The sequence below is a fragment of the Streptomyces sp. NPDC057565 genome (assembly GCF_042801455.1).
GTDB classification, from domain to species: domain Bacteria; phylum Actinomycetota; class Actinomycetes; order Streptomycetales; family Streptomycetaceae; genus Streptomyces; species Streptomyces yanii.
Genome location: NZ_JBHVFU010000018.1, coordinates 1 through 21,697 on the forward strand (window position 1 = coordinate 1; position 21,697 = coordinate 21,697).

Here is a 21,697-nt window from a genome sequence, read left to right on the forward strand (position 1 = left end):
CGAATAGCCGGACCGGGAGGGGCGTTCAGCCCCCGGCTCCCGGTCGCGGAGGCGGGGGCGCCCGGGGGGGGGCCCCCGGGGGGGCCCCCACGGCCGCGTTGTCACATCAGAACAAGACGCGCGCCAGTGCCGTGCGGGCCGCGACGACACGCGGATCGTCGGGGCCGATGACGTCGAACAGCTCCAGCAGCCGCAGCCGCGCCACGTCCCGGTCGTCACCGAAATTCCGGCGCACGGTCTCGACGAGGCGCCCGAAGGCATCCTCGACATGACCGCCGACCAGGTCCAGATCGGCGGCGGCGATCTGCGCCGCCACATCGGCGGGCTTCTCGGCGGCGTCGTTGCGGACCTGCTGCGGGTCCATGTCCTGCACCCGGCCGAGCAGTTCGGCCTGGGCGAGGCCGAGCTTGGCCTCGGTGTTGGCCGGGTCGTCGACGAGCACGTTCTTGTACGCCTGGACGGCGCCGCCGAAGTCATTGGCGTCCAGCGCCTGTACGGCCGCTTCGAGCAGTGCGTCGTACGGTCCCGCGGGCACCTCGGCCGGAGCCTGCTCGGCGTCCGGGCCGGCGGCTTCCTGGTCGACCGCGATCCCGGTGAGCCCGAACCGCTCCTCACCGACCTGGATCAGCTGGTCGAGCGTCTGCCGGATCTGGGTCTCGGGGGCCGCGCCCTGGAAGAGCGGGAGGGCCTGCCCGGCAACGACGGCGAAGACCGCCGGGATGCCCTGGATGCCGAACTGCTGCATCAGCATCTGGTTGGCGTCGACATCGACCTTGGCCAGCACGAAGCGGCCGTTGTACTCGCGGGCCAGGCGCTCCAGGAGCGGGCCCAGTTGCTTGCACGGCTCGCACCACTCGGCCCAGAAGTCGATGACGACGGGAACCTCGACGGAGCGCTGGAGGACGTCGCGCTCGAAGCCCGCCTCATCGACATCGATCACCAGGGAGGACGGGGGGACGGCACCGCCGCCACCCTGCCGGGCGGCCTCGGCACGGGCCTGCTCCGCCTTCACCTTGGCCTCGCCGGCCGCCTTCACCGCGGCGAGGTCGACGACGCCGCTCATGGACATGTTCCTAGGCTGCATACGTACATCCTCCCCCCTCGGCACGCCGTTCCGGAAAGCGATCCGGGAACCGCATCCGTCCGTGGTACCCGCCGGCGTGCGGGACGCGCGGACCTGCACGGTCCAATGCCCCTCGAAGGGCCTGTTTTCGGCGCCGGGTCCCCACCCGGCGCCTGTGGTTGTCGTTCGCTCGTGGCGTGACGACGGCCTGGCCGTCGTCCTTACGCTACGACCCGTAGCGTAACTGTCCCGCACCCCTCCAGCACAGGAGTGTCAGGTGATCTGTCTCACGGCGAACGCGACCGGTCGGTTCTCCTTACTGACGGGTATGGTCACGGCATGCTGAGCCACGGCCACCCCAAACCCGCGCGAACGGGACGACCGCGCAGCACCGCGGCCGATGAGGCGATCCTGGAGGCCTGCCGCGCGTCCCTGGTCGACCTCGGCTGGTCGAAGCTGACGATGGGCGATGTGGCGACGCGGGCCGGGGTCGCCAAGACGACGCTCTACCGGCGCTGGGCAGGCAAGAACGAACTGGTCGTGGACGCCGTCGCGGTCCTCTTCGACGAACTGGAACTGCCGGACCTGGGCAGCCTGTCGGCCGATGTGCAGGGCGTGGTGCTGCAGTTCGCGGCGCTGCTGGACCGTCCGGAGACCAGGACGTCGCTGATGGCCGTGGTCGCCGAGTCGACCCGTGACGACGCGCTGCGGACCCGGATCCGCGATTCGATCGTGGACCGGCAGAAGCGGCTCGTGCTGCTGGGACGGCAACGGGCGCAGCAGCGCGGCGAGCTGCCCGTCGAACCGGACGAGGCGTCGGCGGCCTCGACCGCCGACCTGATCTTCGATGTGATCGCCGGTGCGGTCGTGCACCGGACGCTGGTGAGCGCCGAGCCCGTCGACGAGGACTGGGCCCGGCGCTTCACCGTTCTGCTGCTTGCGGGGCTGGGCGCGGCAGCCGCCACGTAGCGGGCGGCCCCGGAGGCCCTCAGAAGCCGGGCGGCTCGGTGTACGTGCCCCACTCGTCCCGCAGGGCCCCGCAGATCTCACCGAGCGTCGCCTCGGCCCTGACGGCGTCCAGCATCGGTCCGATCATGTTCGAGCCGTCGCGGGCGGCGGCCAGCATCGCGTCCAGCGAGGCGCGGACCCGGGCGTCGTCGCGGGCGGCCTTGCGGACGGCGAGCTCGCGGACCTGCTCGCGCTCGACCTCGTGACTGACCCGCAGGATCTCCAGATCGCCGGTGACCGAGCCGTGGTGGACGTTGACGCCGACGACGCGCTTGTCGCCCTTCTCCAGCGACTGCTGGTACCGGAACGCGGACTCGGCGATCTCACCGGTGAACCAGCCGTCCTCGATGCCGCGCAGGATGCCGGAGGTCATGGGCCCGATGGGGTGCTGCCCGTCCGGGTGCGCCCTGATGCCGCGCTCCTTGATCCGGTCGAAGATCTTCTCGGCATCGGCCTCGATCCGGTCGGTCAGCTGCTCGACGTACCACGAACCGCCCAGCGGGTCGGCGACGTTGGCGACGCCGGTCTCCTCCATCAGCACCTGCTGGGTGCGCAGGGCGATCTCCGCCGCCTGCTCGGACGGGAGCGCGAGGGTCTCGTCGAGGGCGTTGGTGTGCAGCGAGTTGGTACCGCCGAGGACGGCGGACAGGGCCTCGACCGCGGTCCGCACGACGTTGTTGTACGGCTGCTGAGCGGTGAGCGAGACCCCGGCGGTCTGGGTGTGGAAGCGGAGCCACTGCGCCTTGTCGGTCTTCGCCCCGTACACCTCCTTCATCCAGCGGGCCCAGATCCGGCGGGCGGCACGGAACTTGGCGATCTCCTCGAAGAAGTCGAGGTGCGCGTCGAAGAAGAAGGAGAGACCGGGGGCGAAGGTGTCGACGTCGAGCCCCCGGGAGAGGCCGAGCTCCACATAGCCGAAGCCGTCGGCGAGGGTGTAGGCGAGCTCCTGCGCGGCCGTCGCCCCGGCCTCGCGGATGTGGTAGCCGGAGACCGAGAGCGGCTTGTACGCGGGGATGTCGCGCGCGCAGTGCTCCATGAGGTCGCCGATGAGGCGCAGATGGGGCTCCGGCTGGAAGAGCCACTCCTTCTGCGCGATGTACTCCTTGAAGATGTCGGTCTGGAGCGTGCCGTTGAGCACCCCCGGGTCGACGCCCTGGCGCTCGGCGGCGACCAGGTACATGCAGAAGACGGGGACGGCGGGTCCGCTGATCGTCATGGACGTCGTGACGTCGCCGAGCGGGATGTCCTTGAAGAGGACCTCCATGTCGGCGGCGGAGTCGATGGCGACACCGCAGTGCCCGACCTCGCCGAGCGAGCGCGGCTCGTCGGAGTCGCGGCCCATCAGCGTCGGCATGTCGAAGGCGACACTGAGCCCGCCGCCGCCCGCGGCGAGGATCATCTTGTACCGCTCGTTGGTCTGCTCGGCGTTGCCGAAGCCGGCGAACTGGCGGATGGTCCAGGTGCGGCCGCGGTAGCCGGTCGGGTAGAGGCCCCGGGTGAAGGGGTACTCACCGGGCCAGCCGATCCGCTCGAACCCCTCGTACGTGTCCCCGGGGCGGGGCCCGTACGCGGGCTCCACCGGGTCCCCGGAGAGCGTGGTGAAGTCCGCGTCACGCTTGCGGGCCTTGTCGTAACGGGCCTGCCAGCGTCGGCGGCCTTCCTCGATCGCGTCAGCGTCCATGCACCCCAATTTACTAGGACGTCCTAGTAAATGTCGATGACAAACCGCCCGGTGCTTCGCACGGGGCGGTTCGGGTCAGACTTTGGCCGTCACCGGGGAGCCGTCCGCGATCAGCGGCTCGACCTCCTGGACGACCTTGCGCTCGACGAAGAACGCGGCCGTCGGGATCGTGCCGGAGATCAGCACCCAGAGGAGCTTGCCGAGCGGCCACTTCGCCTTGGAGCCCAGGTCGAAGGCGAAGATCAGATAGATGATGTACAGCACACCGTGGATCTGGGAGACGACGAGCGTCAGCCCCGCACCGGTGTCGAAGCCGTACTTGAAGACCATGCAGGTGCAGAGCACCAGCAACATGACGGCGGTGACGTAGGCCATCACCCGGTACCGGGTCAGCACGCTGCGTTTCATGACGTCGAGCGTAACCGGGCGCCGGGGGCGATCTTGCAGCGGGCCGGGGGTCACGCGCGCCTCTACTTCTCCTCGAAGTCCTTGGCCGCGATCCGCAGTGGGCGCAACAGCGCGAAGATCTCCGCACACTCCTCGGCGTCGTACACCCCGAGCCCGAACTCCATGTCCACCAGGTCCCGGGTGGCCCCCTCGACGACCTCGCGGCCCTTGTCGGTGATCGAGGCGAGGGTGCCGCGGCCGTCGTTCGGATTGGGGCGCTTGTCGACCAGCCCGGACCTGACCAGCCGGTCCACGGTGTTCGTGACGGAGGTGGGGTGGACCATCAGCCGCTCGCCGATCTTGGACATCGGCAGCTCACCCTCCTTGGAGAAGGTGAGCAGCACCAGCGCCTCGTACCGCGCGAAAGTCAACCCGTACGGTTTGACGACCGCGTCGACCTCGGCGAGCAGGATCTGCTGCGCACGCATGATCGAGGTGATCGCCCCCATCGAGGGGACAGGCCCCCAGCGCTGCTGCCAGAGTTCGTCGGCGCGGGCGATGGGATCGAACGGGAGACTGAGCGGCTTCGGCACGGCATCGACCTTACCCACTGGTCATATGCCGGTCAGCCCCGTCTCGAACTTCGGTCCGAGGACCGTGCGCGGGTTCCGTGCTCCTGACCTCGCGGACGAGGACGAGCGTGCACACCGTACCGATCACAGCGGCCCCGGCGACCACCTGATGCACGGGGACGAATTCGGCGGCGAGCCCGGCGAGTGCCATGCCGATGCCCTGGACCGTCATCAGCCCGGCGGTGAGCAGGGTCATGGCCCGGCCCCGCAGCTCCTCCGGGACGGCGTCGACGAACCACTGGTCGAGGCCGATGACGTACGCCGCCCCCACCCCGGCCAGCGCGAGCGCGACGACGCTCGCAACCATGCCGGGACGGAACCCGTACAGCACGAGGGGCAGCAGCCCTGCGGCGGCGACCGGCAGCACGATCCTGGAGCGCAGGCGCGGGGCGAGCACGGCGCCCGCGTACAGCTCGGCACCGATGTGACCGACCGGCATCGCGCACATGAGGAGTCCGAGCGCGGCCGGACCGACACCGATCTCGTCCGCGTACGGTGCGGCGAGCGCCTCCGGCGCCACGACGAACATCGCCGGCAGCCAGAAGAGCAGCATCAGCGCGCGGATCCTGCGGTCGGCGAGGACGGTACGGGCTCCGGCGAGCGAGTCCTTGAGCAGGGCGCCGCCTCCGTCGCGGCCGCTCCGGGCGGGCCGGTTGCGGGTGCCGAAACGGAGCAGCGCGGCCGAGCAGAGGAAGGTCCCGACGGTGATCGCGATCGCCCCGCGCGCGGAGACCGCGGCGAGCAGCACACCGCCCACCCCGAAGCCGATCAGCAGTGCGCTCTGCGAGACGATCCGCAGCAGGGAGCGGCCCAGTACATAGAGGTCGCCCTCGCCGAGGATGTCGGTGAGCGCGGCCATACGCGTCCCGGTGAAGACGGGCGACACGGAGGCGACGAGACAGCGCAGCGCGAGGAGCCCGCCGACGGGGGTGCCGGGCAGCACCATGACGGCGACACAGCCCGCGCAGATCAAATCGCAGGCGACCAGGACCCGGCGGGCGGGGTAGCGGTCGGCGACCCCGGCGAAGAGCGTGCCGCCGACGAGGTACGGGAGGAAGCCGAGCGCGAAGGTGAGGGCGCTGAGCAGGGGCGAGCCGGTGAGGTCGTAGACGAGGACGGTGAGCGCGAGCTCGCTGACGACGACGCCGAGGAGGGAGAGCAGGTGCGCGGCGAAGACGGCACGGAACTCCCGTACGGCGAAGACGGCGCGGTAGCCGCGGGGTGTGCCGGGGTCCGGGACGGAAGCCGGTGTCCGGAGCGCGGGCGACGGGTTCGGGTCAATGGGGTCGGCGCGCTCCGGGGACCGGGCCGGGGACGGCGCCGCTCCCGTGGGGTCGACGTTCGCTGTGCGGCGTGCGGCTGACGGTGCCTGGGGTGATGGGCCCGTAGGGCCGCTCGGGGGGTCCACCGCATCGCGGGGGCCGCCGGCAGGGGCGGGGCTGTTGCTCGGCATGGACGCAGCGTGGAGGAGCGCGGCCCGCGCTCCATAAACTTTCGGCTGACACCGAATCTTCGCGAGGTGCGCCGATGCCGTTCCATCTGCATTTCGACGAGAGCGATCTGCTGCGCTGCAGGTTCGCCCTCTCCCCGCTCTGGGAGACGCAACAGGCGGTGCGCACCCTCCTGCGCCCGGGGAACCACGGCTACCACGAGCCGTGGCTGCGGCGCATCCGGAGCGCCGCCACCGGGCTCGAGCTCGGGCCGCTCTGGTCGCTGATGCCGACGGGCGGACACAATCCGGATTTTCTCTGCCCGCCGCCGCTCGGGCCCTATGCCTCGTTCGAGGAGGAGATCGCCGGGGTACGCGCCATCGACCCCGAGCTCGTCCGTGAGGATCTGGCGCTGACGCTCGCATGTGTGCCGGGGGCACTGGACTCCCCCGCAGGACGGGCGATGCTCGACGACCCCGCCCGCGCGCAACGGGAGCTGTCCGCGCTTCTGGAACAGGCGTGGCGGGTCCTGGTCGAGCCGGACTGGCCGCGGCTGCGCGCGTTGCTGGAGGCGGACATCGCGTACCACTCGCGCCGGCTCGCCGCGGTCGGCTTCGCGCGGCTGCTCGGCGAGTTGAGTCCCCAGCTGAGCTGGGCGGACTCGACGCTCACGCTCGTCGGGATGCGGGGCCGGCACTCCCGGGTGCTCGGTGGGCAGGGCCTCGTCCTGATGCCGAGCGTCTTCGCCTGGCCGGATGTGGTCAGCGGGTACGAGCCGCCCTACCAGCCCGCAGTGATCTATCCGGCGCGCGGGATCGGTGGCCTGTGGACGGAGCCCGCCGACCGTACGCCGCAGACGCTCGCGCGGCTGGTCGGGCGGGCGCGGGCCGATCTCCTGTGCATGCTCGACGAACCGGCGGGGACGAGCGCCCTCGCCCATCGGCTCGGCCTCGCGCCGTCCTCCGTGTCGGAACATCTGTCGGTGCTGCGGGCGGCGGGGCTGCTGACCTCGCGCCGGTACGGGCACCAGGTGCTGTACGAGCGGACGCCGCTCGGGATCGCACTGGCGGTGGAGCCCGAGACGCGCCCCGGGTGACAAAGACCCCCCTCGCCGTGCGGCGCGGGGGGTCTCCGGGTGGTGGCGGGGGACGTCAGTCGGCGAGGTACCGCTCGACCGTCTCGACCTTGGAGGTCAGCCCGTCGGTGACACCGGGCCGGATATCGGCCTTCAGTACGAGGGAGACACGTCCGGCACGGGCCTCGACGGCCGCGACCGCGCGCTTGACGACGTCCATGACCTCGTCCCACTCACCCTCGATGGAGGTGAACATGGCGTCCGTACGGTTGGGCAGGCCCGACTCGCGGACGACCCGGACGGCGTCGGCGACGTACTCGCCGACGTCCTCGCCGACCCCCAGCGGGCTGACGGAGAAGGCGACGATCACGCGCTGACCACGCCTTCCCGGCGGGCGCGGGCGGCGATGACGCCGTCGGCCTCGTAGCGCTTCAGCACCTTGTCGCCGTACAGCCCGCCGAACGGCAGCAGCGCCAGCAGGAAGAAGAACGCGACGCGCTTGAACGGCCACTTGGTCTTGGACCAGACGTCCAGCAGCAGGACGGCGTAGATCACGAAGAGCACGCCGTGCAGGATGCCGAGCGGCATCATCAGGAAGTCGATGTCCGAGACGCGGCTGAGGATCGAGCCAAAGATGATCAGCGCGGGGAAGGAGAGCGCCTCGGGAATCGAGATGAGGCGCAGCCGGTGCAGGGCGGTAGCGGTCTTGATGTCCACAAGGGCACCTTCGGTGGGAGGGTCGTCACAGCTTGTGAATACAGGCACAAGCGTGTCCCATTGTGGCATCGGCATCCACCGGGCCCGGGGGCGGGGGCCCGGTGACACTCCGGGGAACGTATCGGCGCATATCAGGGTGGACTCAGGGTCCGGATAGGCCCAGAGACCCTGTCGGGCCCAGGCCTCCTGCCGTTACCGTCACTGGGTGGCAATGTTCCGATTGCAAGGCAGCAAGACGCTCGCCGTCGATCTGGCCGGCGACGCAGTCAAGGCGAAGAACGGCTCGATGGTGGCGTACGACGGCCGGATGGCGTTCAAGAAGATGTCCGGCGGCGGTGAGGGCATCCGCGGCATGGTGACCCGTCGGCTGACCGGCGAGCAGATGACCGTGATGGAGGTGAGCGGGCAGGGCACCTGCTACTTCGCCGACCGCGCGAGCGAGATCAACCTCGTCTCACTGCGCGGCGAGAAGCTCTACGTGGAGGCGAGCAACCTGCTCTGCACCGATGCCGGGCTGCGCACCGGGACCACCTTCACCGGGCTGCGCGGCGGGGCGACCGGCAACGGCCTGTTCACCACCACCGTCGAGGGCACCGGTCAGGCGGCGATCATGTCGGACGGTTCGGCCGTGGTGCTGCGGGTGACCGCCCAGTACCCGTTGTTCGTCGACCCCGGCGCGTACATCGCCCACCAGGGCAATCTGCAGCAGCACTTCCAGTCCGGGGTCAACTTCCGGACGCTGATGGGCGAGGGCTCGGGAGAGTCGTTCCAGATCAGATTCGAGGGCGAGGGGCTCGTCTACGTACAGCCGAGCGAGCGGAACACCATCGGGGGCGATGTCTGATGCCGTTCCGTGAGATCAACTCGAAGATGGTCGAGGCGACGGTGGTCCCCGGCCAGAAGATGTTCAGCCAGCGCGGCGCGATGCTCGCGTACCGCGGCGAGGTGTCGTTCACCCCGAACATCCAGGGCGGCCAGGGCGGCGTGATGTCGATGATCGGCCGCCGGATGGCCAATGAGGCGACGCCACTGATGACCGTCGAAGGCAGCGGCACGGTGATGTTCGGCCACGGCGGCCATCACATCCAGGTCATCAACCTGGCCGGCGACACGCTGTACGTGGAGGCCGACCGGCTGCTCGCCTTCGACGGGACGCTGCAACAGGGCACGATGTTCATGGGGTCGCAGGGCGGGGTCATGGGCATGGTGCGCGGCCAGGTGACCGGGCAGGGCCTGTTCACCACGACGCTGAAGGGTCATGGCTCGGTCGCGGTGATGGCTCACGGCGGGGTGATCGAGCTGCCCATCACGCCGGGCCGCGAGGTGCATGTGGACCCGCAGGCCTATGTCGCCCACCACGGCGACGTACGCAACAAGCTCTCCACCGCGCTCGGCTGGCGCGACATGGTGGGGCGCGGCTCCGGCGAGGCGTTCCAGCTGGAACTGAGCGGCAGTGGCGCGGTGTACGTCCAGGCGTCGGAGGAGAAGCTGTGAGCACGCCCGTGATCTTTGACCCGATGACGCTGCCGTCGGACGACAACGTCAATGCGTACACCTTCTGCGTGGAGCTCAAGGGGAGCCAGTGGTTCCTGCAGAAGGGCAAGATGATCGCCTACTACGGGCGGATCGAGTTCAACGGCATCGGCCACGGACGCTTCGAACGGCTGATCCGGACGAGCTTCCACTCGCCGCTGCACGCGAGCGACTGGGTGGTGGCCGAGGGCAGCGGCAAGATGCTGCTCGCCGACCGGGCCTTCGACGTCAACTCGTACGACCTGGACGACGGGAACCTGACCATCCGGTCCGGCAACCTCCTCGCGTACCAGCCGACACTGGCACTCAAGCAGTCGATCGTGCCGGGCTTTCTCACGCTGATCGGTACGGGGAAGTTCGTGGCCGCGTCCAACGGTCCGGTGGTCTTCATGGAGCCGCCGCTGCGGGTCGATCCGCAGGCCCTGGTGGGCTGGGCGGACTGCCCCTCGCCGTGCCACCACTACGACCACGGCTACATGACGGGCGTGATGGGCGGTCTCCGGTCGCTGACCGGGATCGGCGGGACCTCGGGCGAGGAGCACCAGTTCGAGTTCGTCGGCGCGGGCACGGTGCTGCTCCAGTCGACCGAGGTCCTGATGGCGGAGCAGCCGACGGGGGCGACGCCGCAGCAGGCAGGGGTCCCGGGCGGCGGTGCGGGTCAACCCGGCGCCAATCCCCGTCTGCCCGGCCAGCTGGGGGACCTCCAGCGTCGCTTCGGTTTGTGAACGGTAGTCTACGGAGTGTGACATCGAACGTCCGCGCCCAGCGCCGGAGCCGTTTCCGGAACCGGAATCCCGGGCCGGTGCCGGGCATCACAGCACTCCACTTCGTCCGGCTTTCAACATCTTAGGTAGAATCCACATATGGAGACCGAGACAGCCACCCAGTGGCTGAGCGACGCGGAGCAGTGCGCCTGGCGCACCCACCTGGACGTCAGCAGGCTGCTGATGCACCAGCTGGAGAAGGACCTTCAGCCGTTCGGCCTGACCAACAACGACTACGAGATCCTGGTGAACCTCTCGGAGTCGGAGGACCAGCGCATGCGGATGAGCGACCTGGCCGCGGCCACACTGCAGTCCAAGAGCAGGCTCTCGCACCAGATCACCCGCATGGAGACGGCGGGGCTGGTCCGCCGGGAGAACTGCGAATCCGACCGGCGCGGTCTGTTCGCGGTGCTCACGGAGGCGGGCGCGGAGACGATGCAGAAGGTCGCACCGCACCATGTCGCATCGGTGCGCAAGCACTTCATGGACCTTTTGACGCCGGAGGCACTGGCGGACCTGCATGCGGCGCTGACGCCGGTTGCGGAGCACTTGCGGGGGCGGCGGGGCAAGCCGTAGCACGCCCCGGGCGCGTGTGCGGGGCGCGCCGTTGCACGGGGGTGCGGTGTTGCTCGGGGATGCGGCGTTGCACGGGGGACGCGGGCTCCGGCTCAGTCGCCCGACGGACTTGATTCCCTTCCGGGCAGGCGCAGTGCGAAGCGGGCGCCGCCCTCTGCGGCTCGGGTCGCTCTCAGGGTGCCTCCGTGTCGGTGGGCCACGTCCCTCGCGATGGGGAGTCCCAGACCCGCGCCGCCCTCGTCCCGGGACCGGGCGTCGTCGAGGCGGACGAAGCGTTCGAAGACGCGCTCGCGTTCGGATTCCGGGACGCCTGCCCCGTCGTCCGTGACCGCGACGACCACGCTGCCATGATCCCTGAAGACGGACACGGCCACCGAGCTCTCCGCGTGACGCTCCGCGTTGTCCAGCAGGTTGCCGATCACACGCGCCAGCTGTCCGCGCGATCCGGAGACTTCGAGGTGCCCCGACTCCGGTACGGACATCACCACCGGGATCCGGTCGCCGGTACGCTGCGAGACCTCCTCGTGGACCAGAGCTCCCAGGTCCACCGGGGTGTTCCCCGGCCGCTCCCCCGCGTCCAGCCGGGCCAGCAGCAGCAGATCGGCGGCCAGCGCCTGGAGTCGCACGGTGTCGGCGACCGCGCCGCGCAGGTCCAGCAGCTCCGGATGGGCCGCGCCCACTTCCAGCTGCGTGCGCAGCGAGGCGATCGGGCTGCGCAGCTCGTGCGAGGCGTCCGCGACGAAGCGGCGCTGCCGGCCGACGGAGGCTTCCAGCGCGGTCAGGGTTTCGTTGGTGGTACGGGCCAGCCGGGCGATCTCGTCGCGCGAACCGGGCTCCGGCACCCGCCGGGACAGGTCCTCGGACGCCGTGATCGCGGCCATCTCCGCCCGGATGCCCTCGACGGGCCGCAGCGCGCGCCTCGTCACCAGCCAGGTCACCGCGGCGACGACGAGAAGCATGACGGGCAGCCCGATCAGCATCGCCGCGCGCACACTGCCCACCGCCTTCTGTTCGGTGGCGAGCGGGGCGCCCGCGTGGACGGTCAGGGTCACGCCGGTGCTCGTGGTCGCGGAGACGGCGGCGAAGCGGTAGTCGGCCGTGTCGCCGTCGACGGTGGCGGTGCCGTTGGTGAAGTCCGGGTCGTCGGTGGACACCTCACCGCGGGCAGGGGCGTGCGCGTCGTCGTCGCGGTTGTCGTCGCCGCCGTGGCGGTCGCCGCTTCCGTCGTCGTCGCTGCCGCTGCCGCTACTGGAACTTCCCGGCGCCGGCAACGCGTTGGGCGTGACCCGGTCGGTGCCGGTCCCGGAGACCGCCTGCAGGTCCTTGGACGCGGCGACCAGCCGCCCGTCCTCGTCGGTCACCTGGACGGGGTGCTCCTCCTCGTCGGGCAGGTCCAGCCGCCCGTACGGCACATCGAGGGCCAGCTGCCCGGCAACCTCCCGGGCCGCCACCTCCGCCTGCAGGCCCGCCTGATCGGTCAGGTTGGCACGCAGCACGAGGAGTACGGCGACCCCCGCACCGATCAGCGCGACGGCGACCACGACCGTCGCGCCGGCCGCGGCCCTGGCCCGTACCGACCTCACAGCGCCTCCAGCCGGTAGCCGGCGCCCCGCACCGTACGGATGGACGCCGCGCCGAGCTTGCGGCGCAGTGCGCTGACGTACACCTCGACGATGTTCGGGTCCCCGTCGTACGCGAAGTCCCAGACGTGTTCCAGGATGTCCGCCTTGCTCACCACCTGGCCCACCCGCAGGACCAGTTGCTCCAGCACGGCGAACTCCTTGACCGTGAGCGCGACTTCGTCCTCGCCGAGACGAACGCGGCGGGCGGCGGTGTCCATCCGCAGCGCGCCGACGGCGATCACGGGCGAGGCGGAACCGCCGCGGCGTCGCAGCAGCGCCCGGATCCGGGCGACCAGCACCACGTACGAGAACGGCTTGGTCAGATAGTCGTCGGCGCCGGTGTCGAGCCCCTCCGCCTCGTCGTATTCCCCGTCCTTCGCCGTCAGCATCAGGATCGGCACCTCGTGACCGGCAGCGCGCAGGGCGGCGCAGACCCGGTAGCCATTCATCCCGGGCAGCATGATGTCGAGGACCACGAGGTCGTACACCCCCTCGCTCGCGCGGTGCAGCCCTTCGAGGCCGTCGTGCACGACATCCACGGCGAAGCCCTCGGCAGTGAGTCCCCCGGCCAGGGACATCGCCAGCCGTCTCTCGTCCTCCACGATCAACAGGCGCATACACACAGAGTCGCAAACCGAACCTGAAGGCGGCTTCAGGTGGCTTCAGCCTGCGTTCAGCATCGACGCCGCAGTGTGGAGGACATCGCACACCGGCCACCCGACAGGGGAGGAACCCACATGAAGCGCAAGATCGTCGTCGCCGCCGTCACCGCGGCCGTACTCATCGGCGGCGGGACCGCCACGGCCGTCGCCTTCGCGGACGGCCACGGCCGGGACAGCCATGACGACAGCAGCCGCGCCACCACCGACGTCGGCCACGACGACAGCAGCCGCAATGCCACCGCCCACGTCGGCCTGGACGACGCCGTAGAGGCAGCCGTCAAGGCGGTCCCCGGCACGGTCACCGAGGCCGAGCGGGACGACGAGGACGACAAGCCCGTCTGGGAGCTCGACGTGTACGGCTCCGACCGGACCTGGCACGACGTGACGGTCGACGCGCGCAGCGCGAAGGTACTCGGCACGCACGCCTCCGACGACAACGACGACCGCAGCCGGCACGCCCCCCGCTCGGCGCCGGTCCCGCTCGGCGCGGCGGTGGACGCGGCACTGCGCGCGGTGCCGGGCACGGTCACCTCGATCGAGCTGGACGACACCGTCGGCCGGAGCGGCGCGCTGCACTGGGAGGTCGACATCACGGGCAAGGACGGCAACCGTCACGAGCTGAACGTGGACGCGAAGACCGCCGCGGTCACCGCGGACCGCCCGGACGACGGCCGCCACGGGGACGACGACTGATCCGGCTTTCTCCCCGTCTGCGCCCCTGTCGCTCAGGGGGCGTATCCCGACAGGACCGTGCCGTCCTTGAAGGTGAGAAACACGAGGTCCCCGACGGCGAGCAGATCCGGCACGCCCGGTCCGGCGTCGGGCCACCCGGTGTACGACTTGACGTTCGCCGACTCGCCGTCGGCCGGGCCGAAGGCACCCACTCCGGTGCGCCCGGCAATCAGCACCTGAGAACCCGCAAGGGACGGTTCGCCACCCAACTCGCTGAGGTCCTCGTACGTCGTCCATTTCCGCTGTCCGTCGGTCAGCCCGTAGGCGTACGCGTGCTCGTTGTCGGAGACCACCACGGTGTCGTCGCCGACCAGGGCCGGCGGGTGGGCGGGCGTGATCTCTTCGGCGAGTGTGCGGGTCTGCCCGGGCCGGGTCACATCGTCCATGACGAGCAGCCCGGTCGCTCCCCGGCAGACCAGCCGCCGGCCTCTCAGTACCGGCCCCCGGCAGGGGAAGTCGGCGGCCGTGAGCCGCTGTTCCACGGTCCCCTTCACCCCGTCGATGATCCGGGTGTCGTTGCCCACCACGACCAGCCGTCCGTCGTCGGCGAGGAGACCGAACCGCGCGTCGGCCAGGTCCAGGCTCCACAGCTCGCCGCGGTCGCCGGTCAGCCGGCGGGCGATCAGTTTGCCCGTTCCACCGCCCTTGGCCCGGGCGACGTAGTACAGAATGTCGCCGTCCTGGACAGCACCTGCGCCCACGGCGCCGTCGGGCAGCGCCGAGCGCCACAACTCCCGGCCGTCCGTGATCCGGTAGGCGACCAGCGCCTGGCCGACAAAGGCGTACACCGTCCCGGAGGCGAACCCGGCCACGGCCGAACCGGTTGCCCCCGCCCGCCCCTTCGGGGCCTGCCAGCGCCTGGTTCCGTCGGACGCGTCGAGTGCGGTGACGCCCTTGCTGCCCGCGCACAGCAGTGTCGACTCGGCGAAGCTGCACCCGCCTTCGACCCCGTCGACCGTGGACTTCCACGCCTTCCAGCCGGCAGGCCGGACGGAGGAATCGGTGGCAGCCTCGCCGAAGTCACCGGTACGGCCGCCGTCGGCCCGCGGAATCGCCCGTACCGTGCTGCGCGCGGCCGCCGGGGACGGACCGGCCGTGGGACCGGTGGCACCCGAACCGCCCCCGGTGCCCTTGTCCGGCGGGAAGAGACCGGGCCACAGCACATGACCGAGGAGCAGACACGCCGTCACCGCAACGGCCGCCAGCGCCACCGGGGGCGCCCTGCGGCGACGGCCGCGCCCCGGGACGGCCCCGGAAAGGGGCACCGGTGTCGGCGGCCGGTCAGGGACCGGGGGCACGACGGCCATGGGCGGGGCCGCGGCGAGGCAGTCCCGGGCCGCCTGCTCGTACCCGGCCAGCTGCTCCCGCACCCCTCCTGTCCAAGGGAAGGACGAGGTCGGCGGCTGCCCGTGGAGCAGCAGTCCGGCCAGCTCCCCCGGCGTCGGGCGGTCCTCGGGGCGCGCATGCAGGCACTGGGCGATCAGTTCACGCAACTGCGCCGGTACACCGGAGAGTTCGGCCTCGCCCTGGGCGATCCGGAAAATCACCGCTGCCATGTCCGAGTCGTCGAAGGGCCCCCGTCCACTGGCCGCGAAGGCGAGCACCGCCCCCAGACAGAACACGTCCGAGGCGGGCACGAGTGCCCGGGAGCCGTTGACGTGCTCCGGCGAGATGTAGCCGGGGCTGCCGACCACGACGCCGGTCCGGGTGAGCTGAGTGGCGTCGAAGGCCTGGGCGATCCCGAAGTCGATCACCTTCGGCCCGTCCGGGCCGAGCAGGACATTGCCGGGCTTGAGGTCGCGGTGGAGGACGCGCACGGCATGCATGTCGGCGAGGGCGCGGGCCAGATCGGCGCCCATGGCCCGGACCACCGGCTCGGGCAGCGGGCCGCCGCGGGTGACGGCCTCGGCAAGCGAGGGCCCGGGGACATACTCGGTGGCCAGCCAGGGCTGCCGCCCCGACGCGTCGCCGCCGACGAGCGTCGCGGTGTACGCGCTGCGTACCGCGCCCGCCGTGTCGATCTCCCGGCGGAACCGGGTCCGGAAGCCGTCGTCGAGGTCGAGATCGACCCGCACCGTCTTCAGCGCGACGAGCCGGCCTTCCGGCGCGCCGCTCTGCCGGGCCAGATACACCTCGCCCATGCCGCCCGCGCCGAGCAGCCCGAGCAGCCGGTACGGGCCGATGTGCCGGAGCGGTCCGGCGGGGAGCGGTTCGATCACCGGTGACGCATCCTCATTCCGGCAGCGGCACGGAGAGTGCCGTGCCGTTGTCGAAGAACACATGCACGACCCCGCCGGCCGGCACGACATAGGGGGGAAGGAGGTCGAGACCGTACGAGTAGCCGTCCTGCGCCAGATCGTAGGACGGTGGGACGGACGGGCCGGGAGCCCCCTTGAGCGCGGTACGGCGCAGCTTCCCGGGTGTTCCGTCCTTGTCCAGCTTCACCGAGTAGAGCGTGGACGTGTCCGCCCACACCACCGTGCCCGCATCGATCAGCGGGCTGGAAACCGGGTTGAGGCGCCCGCCGGAGAACGTCTCGGTGACCGGATACCGGCCCAGGGCCCGGCCGCTGTCCTGACTCACCAGTACGATCTCCGGCCGGATGCCAGCCGGGTCCGGCAGGCCCATGTTCCTCCCACCACGGCGGAAGGCGATCACTCGTCCGTCGATTCCACCTGCGTTCAGGGACATGACCATCTTCGGGTCCACCGCCTGCCGGCCGGCGTCGGCGAGCGACGGAGTCCTGAGGCGGTGGACGATGAGGCTGTAGGTGTAGTCGTTCCCGCTCTGTTCGGAGGTGAAGGTGGAGCAGTAGAGGAAGGAGCCCTGCACGCGGGCGTCCTCGCATTCCCCTACCCCTGTCCTGTTGACGTTCGCCTGGCCGAGCACCTTGCCGTCCTTGGCCCGGAACGCCTTGATGCCGTCGTGGCCCAGCGCGTAGAGCACGCCCTCGACCGCGGCGAGCGGCCAGTAGTTGCGTGCTTCGGCCTTCGAAATGTCCTTCGGGGCGAGGGGCGCGGTCCACTTGGGGTCGCCGGTCTTCGTGTCGAAGGCAGCCAGTTGGGACCCGTACGACGTGGTGGTCGTCGAGGCGAAGACGAGCCCGTCGGAGACAATCGGCCTGCTCTCGATGGTGTGCGCTCCGCCCGCGCGCTGCTGCCAGCGGGTTTCACCGGTGGCCGCGTCCACCGCGAGAAGCCGGTCACCGCTCGCCATGAACACCGTGTCCCCGTACACGGTCGGACGGCTGGAGTCGGACGGCATGAAGAACTGTCCGGTGGGACTGACTCCGGCCCCGACCACCTCCTCCTGGGTGTCGAGGTTCCACAGCTTCCGGCCGTCCACCGCGGACAGGGCCTGATAGGCACCGGCGGTGTCGCGGCAGACCACGACCGTGCTGTTGGCCGCGCAGCCGAAGGGCCCTCTGCTGCCGGTCGAGGACTTCCAGGGCTTCCACTTCTTCGGGCGGACCTCCCGGCCGTACGGAACAGTTCCGGAACCGTCCGGGCCGCCCTGGTCGTCCACCCCGGTGACCATCACTGTGGTCCGCGCCGGACTGCCGCCCGGGGATGCGGTGTTGTTGTCGCCGTTGCGGTCCCGAAGCGCCAGGAGTCCGCCGGTCGCCGCGCCCCCGATGACGAGCAGAGCCAGGGACACCATCAGGGCGCGGCGGCCTCGTCGGGGTCGTTCCGGCCGGGCAAGGCCGGGGCCCTGGGTCTGCACCATGTGCAGACCCGGCGCGAAGTCGGTTCCTTGCGTGGGCAGTTGAGCAACGGGGGTGCGACTGCCCGTGGCCGCCTCGGTCGGCGTGTAGCCGGGCAGCAGCGGTCCGTCGAGGGCCCGGACCCGGGCCAGTTCCCTGCCGTACTCGGCGATGTGCTGCCGCACCGGCTCGGGCCACTGCAGCGCTGCGCCCGGGGCGAGCCGCTCGGCGAGTCCGGCAGCGGTGGGGCGGTCGGCGGGGTCGGCGGCCAGGCAGTCGGCGAGTACGGCGCGCAGCGCGTCCGGCACGCCTTCGAGATCGGCCTCGACGTACTTGACCCGGTACAGCACGGCGGCGACCGGCCCGTCACCGAAGGGATCGCGGCCGGTGGCGGCGAAGCAGAGCACGGAAGCGAGACAGAAGACATCGGAGGCGAAGGTGACGCGCCCGCTGCCCGCCACGTGTTCCGGAGACATGAAGGAGGGACTGCCGACCATCCGGCCGGTGGTGGTCAGTGGGGCGGCGCTTCCGTCCCGTGCGATCCCGAAGTCGATGACCCGCGGACCGTCCTCGGCGAGCATCACGTTGCTGGGCTTCACATCCCGGTGCACGACCCCGGCCGCATGGACGGCCGCGAGCGCGCGGGCGAGCCCGGCGCCGAGCATCCGTACCTCGCCCTCGTCCATCGCACCGGCCCGGCGGATCGCGGCGGACAGGGTCGGCCCGGCCACGTATCCGGTGGCCAGCCAGGGCACTTCGGAGTCCGCGTCCCCGTCGAGCAGCGGAGCGAGGAAGGGGCTGGTGACGGAGCGGGCAACCGCGATCTCGCGGCGGAAACGGTGACGGAAGCCGGGGTCCTGAGCCACATCGCGACGCACTGTCTTGAGAGCAACGGGATCCCCGCCGTCGCCCGGGTCCCCGAGGAAGACCTCCCCCATGCCGCCCGCGCCGAGCCGGGCCCGGATCGCGTACGGTCCGATCCGTTCGGGCGAGTCCTCACGCAGCGGCCCCAGCATGTGTCGCTTCCCCCCGGTGTGCATGACACGTCCGGTACGGCATCCTGCCATGCGCCGATCACGGCCCGCACGGGGCGGCGATGCGGACGACTCACCCGAACGGCTGACGAGGGCGAGCGGGCGGGGGGGCAGCCCGCACGCCGCCCCCCGCCCGTCGTTACCTGCCTGTCAGGACTCGCCCGTGATCCCCGCCACCAGTTCGTCCGCCGCCGCGTACGGGTCCAGGCGGCCCGCCACGATGCGTTCGGCCAGGGCGCCGAGGCGGCGGTCGCCGTGCAGGTCGCCGATGCGTTCGCGGAGTCGGGTGACCGCGATCGTCTCGACCTCGCCGGCCGCGCGCGCCGTACGGCGCTCGGCCAGGACGCCGTGCTCCTCCATCCACGCCCGGTGCTTCTCCAGGGCCTCGACGACCTCGTCGATGCCCTCGCCCCGGGCAGCGACCGTCTTCACGATCGGCGGCCGCCAGTCGCCGGGGCCGCGCGACTCCCCGAGCCCCAGCATGTGGTTGAGCTCGCGCGCGGTGGCGTCCGCGCCGTCCCGGTCGGCCTTGTTGACGACGTACACGTCGCCGATCTCCAGGATTCCGGCCTTCGCCGCCTGGATGCCGTCGCCCATGCCGGGCGCGAGGAGCACCACCGAGGTGTCGGCCTGGGAGGCGATCTCCACCTCCGACTGGCCGACGCCGACCGTCTCCACCAGGATCACGTCGCAGCCCGCCGCGTCCAGCACCCGGATCGCCTGCGGCGCCGACCAGGCGAGGCCGCCCAGATGTCCGCGGGTGGCCATGGAGCGGATGTAGACGCCGGGGTCGGAGGCGTGCTCCGACATCCGGACCCGGTCGCCGAGGAGCGCGCCGCCGGAGAACGGCGACGACGGGTCGACGGCGAGGACGCCGACCCGCTTTCCGGCCCGCCGGTATGCCGAGACGAGCGCCGACGTCGAGGTCGACTTGCCGACACCCGGTGAACCGGTGAGGCCGACGACGTACGCGTTGCCGGCCAGTGGCGCGAGGGCCGCCATCACCTCGCGCAGCTGCGGTGACGCCCCCTCCACCAGGGAGATCAGCCGGGCCACGGCCCGCGGCCGGCCTTCACGGGCCTGCTCGACCAGGGTGGGGACGTCCACCATCACCGCTCCGTTCGGTTCACTCTGTGCGTGCGTTACGAGGACTACTTGCCGGGGACGCGGATGATCAGCGCGTCGCCCTGACCGCCGCCACCGCACAGCGCCGCCGCACCCGTGCCGCCGCCGCGCCGCTTCAGCTCCAGCGCCAGGTGCAGCACCACGCGGGCGCCGGACATCCCGATCGGGTGGCCGAGCGCGATGGCGCCGCCGTTGACGTTCACCTTTTCCGGGGAGACGCCGAGGTCCTTCATCGACTGGACGGCGACGGCCGCGAACGCCTCGTTGATCTCGATGAGGTCGAGGTCCTCGACACTCAGACCGTCCTTCTTCAGCGCGTGCTTGATCGCGTTGGACGGCTGCGACTGGAGCGAGTTGTCCGGGCCCGCCACGTTGCCGTGGGCGCCGATCTCGGCGATCCAGTCCAGGCCCAGCTCCTCGGCCTTGGCCTTGCTCATCACGACGACCGCTGCGGCGCCGTCGGAGATCTGCGAGGAGGTGCCCGCGGTGATCGTGCCGTCCTTGGTGAAGGCGGGCCGGAGCTTGCCGAGGGACTCGACGGTCGTCTCGGCGCGGATGCCCTCGTCCTTGGAGAAGAGGATCGGGTCGCCCTTGCGCTGCGGGATCTCGACCGGGGTGATCTCGGCCTCGAAGAGACCGTTCTTCTGGGCGGCGGCGGCGCGCTGGTGGGACAGGGCGCCGATCTCGTCCTGGTCGGCGCGGCTCAGGCCGAGGCGGGTGTTGTGCTTCTCGGTGGACTCGCCCATCGGGATGTTCTCGTAGGCGTCGGTCAGACCGTCGTACGCCATCGAGTCGAGCATCTCGATCGCGCCGTACTTGTAGCCCTCGCGGGACTTCGGGAGCAGGTGCGGGGCGTTGGTCATGGACTCCTGGCCGCCGGCGACGACGACGTCGAACTCACCCGCACGGATCAACTGGTCGGCCAGGGCGATCGCGTCGAGACCGGAGAGGCAGACCTTGTTGACGGTGAGCGCGGGAACGTTCATCGGGATACCGGCCTTGACCGCGGCCTGGCGTGCCGGGATCTGCCCCGCCCCGGCCTGGAGCACCTGGCCCATGATCACGTACTCGACCTGGTCGCCGCCGATACCGGCCCGGTCCAGCGCGGCCTTGATGGCGAAGCCGCCGAGATCGGCTCCGGAGAAGCTCTTCAGGGAGCCGAGAAGACGGCCCATGGGCGTACGGGCGCCCGCGACGATCACTGAGGTGGTACCGGTCGTTCCAGACATGAGGCACGGCCCCTTGGATTAGATGTGAACGAGGGTTTACTCGAATGTACTGAGCGGTACCGCGCCCGTCATCCTGCAGCGGGTGTGATCGCGCGCACGTTGCGTAACCATGGGTGGAGCGCTCCACTGTTGTCCATGCTGACGCGAATCGACCACATCGGAATCGCCTGTTTCGACCTCGACAAAACTGTCGAGTTCTACCGCTCGACCTATGGCTTCGAAGTCTTCCACTCCGAGGTCAACGAGGAGCAGGGCGTGCGCGAGGCCATGCTCAAGATCAACGAGACCTCGGACGGTGGTGCCTCGTACCTCCAGCTCCTGGAACCCACCCGCGAGGACTCCGCCGTCGGCAAATGGCTGGCCAAGAACGGTGAAGGGGTCCACCACATCGCCTTCGGCACCGCAGACGTCGACGAGGACGCCGCGGACATCCGTTCCAAGGGGGTCAGGGTGCTCTACGACGAGCCCAGGACCGGGTCGATGGGGTCGCGGATCACCTTCCTGCACCCCAAGGACTGCCACGGCGTTCTCACCGAACTGGTCACGTCGCGAGCGGAGCACTGACCTCCGGATACCCGGCCCGGTAGAGTGGGCGGTTCCGGGCCGGGGCCGGGTCGGGGTCGCACCGCGTCCTCAGCCGTTGATCTGTCACCATTCCCCGGGGGACCGTTCGCCGGCGAGCGGTACTCGTTTGGAGAGTTGCGACCAGGGGACGGATGGGACC

The 21,697-nt window shown here is 70.8% G+C and carries 21 protein-coding genes; 8 read left to right on the forward strand and 13 right to left on the reverse strand.

What is annotated here, in order from left to right:
* Positions 1-106: 106 nt before the first annotated feature.
* Positions 107-1,084 carry a tetratricopeptide repeat protein gene (locus ACFU8W_RS27335; RefSeq protein WP_384042313.1) on the reverse strand — a complete coding sequence of 326 codons (978 nt, stop codon included), beginning with the start codon at positions 1,082-1,084 and terminating at the stop codon, positions 107-109.
* 318 nt (positions 1,085-1,402) lie between these two features.
* Between ACFU8W_RS27335 and ACFU8W_RS27340 the strand changes: the two genes are divergently transcribed.
* Complete coding sequence (locus tag ACFU8W_RS27340) at positions 1,403-2,032, forward strand: TetR/AcrR family transcriptional regulator (RefSeq protein WP_384042316.1); 630 nt, start codon at positions 1,403-1,405, stop codon at positions 2,030-2,032.
* Between the two features lie 19 nt (positions 2,033-2,051).
* On the opposite strand, the gene ACFU8W_RS27345 is transcribed toward ACFU8W_RS27340, so the two are convergent.
* From ACFU8W_RS27345 to ACFU8W_RS27360, 4 genes are all read right to left on the reverse strand, one after another.
* Positions 2,052-3,752 (reverse strand): methylmalonyl-CoA mutase family protein, encoded by a 1,701-nt coding sequence (locus tag ACFU8W_RS27345; protein ID WP_345510269.1) that lies wholly within the window; start codon positions 3,750-3,752, stop codon positions 2,052-2,054.
* Positions 3,753-3,827: 75 nt separating this feature from the next.
* Positions 3,828-4,160 carry a DUF3817 domain-containing protein gene (locus ACFU8W_RS27350; protein ID WP_037689368.1) on the reverse strand — a complete coding sequence of 111 codons (333 nt, stop codon included), beginning with the start codon at positions 4,158-4,160 and terminating at the stop codon, positions 3,828-3,830.
* 62 nt (positions 4,161-4,222) lie between these two features.
* Positions 4,223-4,732 (reverse strand): MarR family winged helix-turn-helix transcriptional regulator, encoded by a 510-nt coding sequence (locus tag ACFU8W_RS27355; protein WP_384042320.1) that lies wholly within the window; start codon positions 4,730-4,732, stop codon positions 4,223-4,225.
* A gap of 10 nt (positions 4,733-4,742) precedes the next feature.
* Positions 4,743-6,224, reverse strand: a complete 1,482-nt coding sequence (locus ACFU8W_RS27360; protein WP_384042323.1) for an MFS transporter — start codon at positions 6,222-6,224, stop codon at positions 4,743-4,745.
* A 74-nt stretch (positions 6,225-6,298) separates the two neighbouring features.
* Here ACFU8W_RS27360 and ACFU8W_RS27365 point away from each other — a divergent pair, with 74 nt between their 5' ends.
* Positions 6,299-7,297, forward strand: coding sequence for a DUF5937 family protein (locus ACFU8W_RS27365; protein WP_327244296.1), 999 nt, complete (start codon positions 6,299-6,301; stop codon positions 7,295-7,297).
* A gap of 55 nt (positions 7,298-7,352) precedes the next feature.
* On the opposite strand, the gene ACFU8W_RS27370 is transcribed toward ACFU8W_RS27365, so the two are convergent.
* Positions 7,353-7,646, reverse strand: coding sequence for an MTH1187 family thiamine-binding protein (locus ACFU8W_RS27370; RefSeq protein ID WP_030971479.1), 294 nt, complete (start codon positions 7,644-7,646; stop codon positions 7,353-7,355).
* Positions 7,643-7,993, reverse strand: a complete 351-nt coding sequence (locus ACFU8W_RS27375; protein ID WP_327244297.1) for a DUF3817 domain-containing protein — start codon at positions 7,991-7,993, stop codon at positions 7,643-7,645. The genes ACFU8W_RS27370 and ACFU8W_RS27375 overlap by 4 nt, the downstream gene beginning before the upstream one ends.
* Before the next feature lie 211 nt (positions 7,994-8,204).
* Between ACFU8W_RS27375 and ACFU8W_RS27380 the strand changes: the two genes are divergently transcribed.
* The 4 genes from ACFU8W_RS27380 (at position 8,205) to ACFU8W_RS27395 (ending at position 10,866) form a co-directional block, all read left to right on the forward strand.
* Positions 8,205-8,837 carry an AIM24 family protein gene (locus ACFU8W_RS27380; RefSeq protein ID WP_345510593.1) on the forward strand — a complete coding sequence of 211 codons (633 nt, stop codon included), beginning with the start codon at positions 8,205-8,207 and terminating at the stop codon, positions 8,835-8,837.
* Positions 8,837-9,487: an AIM24 family protein gene (locus ACFU8W_RS27385; RefSeq protein ID WP_384042328.1), complete on the forward strand. Its 651-nt coding sequence runs from the start codon at positions 8,837-8,839 to the stop codon at positions 9,485-9,487. The genes ACFU8W_RS27380 and ACFU8W_RS27385 overlap by 1 nt, the downstream gene beginning before the upstream one ends.
* Positions 9,484-10,251 (forward strand): AIM24 family protein, encoded by a 768-nt coding sequence (locus ACFU8W_RS27390; RefSeq protein ID WP_327244299.1) that lies wholly within the window; start codon positions 9,484-9,486, stop codon positions 10,249-10,251. The genes ACFU8W_RS27385 and ACFU8W_RS27390 overlap by 4 nt, the downstream gene beginning before the upstream one ends.
* Before the next feature lie 138 nt (positions 10,252-10,389).
* On the forward strand, positions 10,390-10,866 hold the full coding sequence (locus ACFU8W_RS27395; protein WP_327244300.1) for a MarR family transcriptional regulator: 477 nt from the start codon (positions 10,390-10,392) through the stop codon (positions 10,864-10,866).
* A gap of 92 nt (positions 10,867-10,958) precedes the next feature.
* Here the strand turns inward: ACFU8W_RS27395 and ACFU8W_RS27400 are convergent, their stop codons facing one another.
* Both ACFU8W_RS27400 and ACFU8W_RS27405 read right to left on the reverse strand, forming a co-directional pair.
* A complete protein-coding gene (locus tag ACFU8W_RS27400) occupies positions 10,959-12,449 on the reverse strand; it encodes a sensor histidine kinase (RefSeq protein ID WP_384042336.1) in 1,491 nt (496 codons plus the stop codon).
* Entirely contained in the window at positions 12,446-13,105 is a 660-nt protein-coding gene (locus ACFU8W_RS27405) for a response regulator transcription factor (protein WP_345510276.1), read from the reverse strand. The genes ACFU8W_RS27400 and ACFU8W_RS27405 overlap by 4 nt, the downstream gene beginning before the upstream one ends.
* Positions 13,106-13,225: 120 nt before the next feature.
* On the opposite strand from ACFU8W_RS27405, the gene ACFU8W_RS27410 reads away from it, so the two are divergent.
* Entirely contained in the window at positions 13,226-13,843 is a 618-nt protein-coding gene (locus ACFU8W_RS27410; protein ID WP_384042340.1) for a PepSY domain-containing protein, read from the forward strand.
* Positions 13,844-13,875: 32 nt separating this feature from the next.
* Here the strand turns inward: ACFU8W_RS27410 and ACFU8W_RS27415 are convergent, their stop codons facing one another.
* From ACFU8W_RS27415 to ACFU8W_RS27430, 4 genes are all read right to left on the reverse strand, one after another.
* Positions 13,876-16,101 carry a protein kinase gene (locus ACFU8W_RS27415; RefSeq protein ID WP_384042343.1) on the reverse strand — a complete coding sequence of 742 codons (2,226 nt, stop codon included), beginning with the start codon at positions 16,099-16,101 and terminating at the stop codon, positions 13,876-13,878.
* A gap of 13 nt (positions 16,102-16,114) precedes the next feature.
* The gene (locus tag ACFU8W_RS27420) at positions 16,115-18,601 is read right to left on the reverse strand and encodes a protein kinase (protein WP_384042346.1); all 2,487 of its coding nucleotides are present in this window, start codon (positions 18,599-18,601) and stop codon (positions 16,115-16,117) included.
* Between the two features lie 168 nt (positions 18,602-18,769).
* Entirely contained in the window at positions 18,770-19,729 is a 960-nt protein-coding gene (gene meaB, locus ACFU8W_RS27425) for a methylmalonyl Co-A mutase-associated GTPase MeaB (RefSeq protein WP_266981398.1), read from the reverse strand.
* A 41-nt stretch (positions 19,730-19,770) separates the two neighbouring features.
* Positions 19,771-20,973, reverse strand: coding sequence for an acetyl-CoA C-acetyltransferase (locus ACFU8W_RS27430; RefSeq protein ID WP_345510280.1), 1,203 nt, complete (start codon positions 20,971-20,973; stop codon positions 19,771-19,773).
* A gap of 135 nt (positions 20,974-21,108) precedes the next feature.
* Here ACFU8W_RS27430 and mce point away from each other — a divergent pair, with 135 nt between their 5' ends.
* Complete coding sequence (gene mce / locus ACFU8W_RS27435) at positions 21,109-21,537, forward strand: methylmalonyl-CoA epimerase (protein WP_384042351.1); 429 nt, start codon at positions 21,109-21,111, stop codon at positions 21,535-21,537.
* Positions 21,538-21,697: the final 160 nt, after the last annotated feature.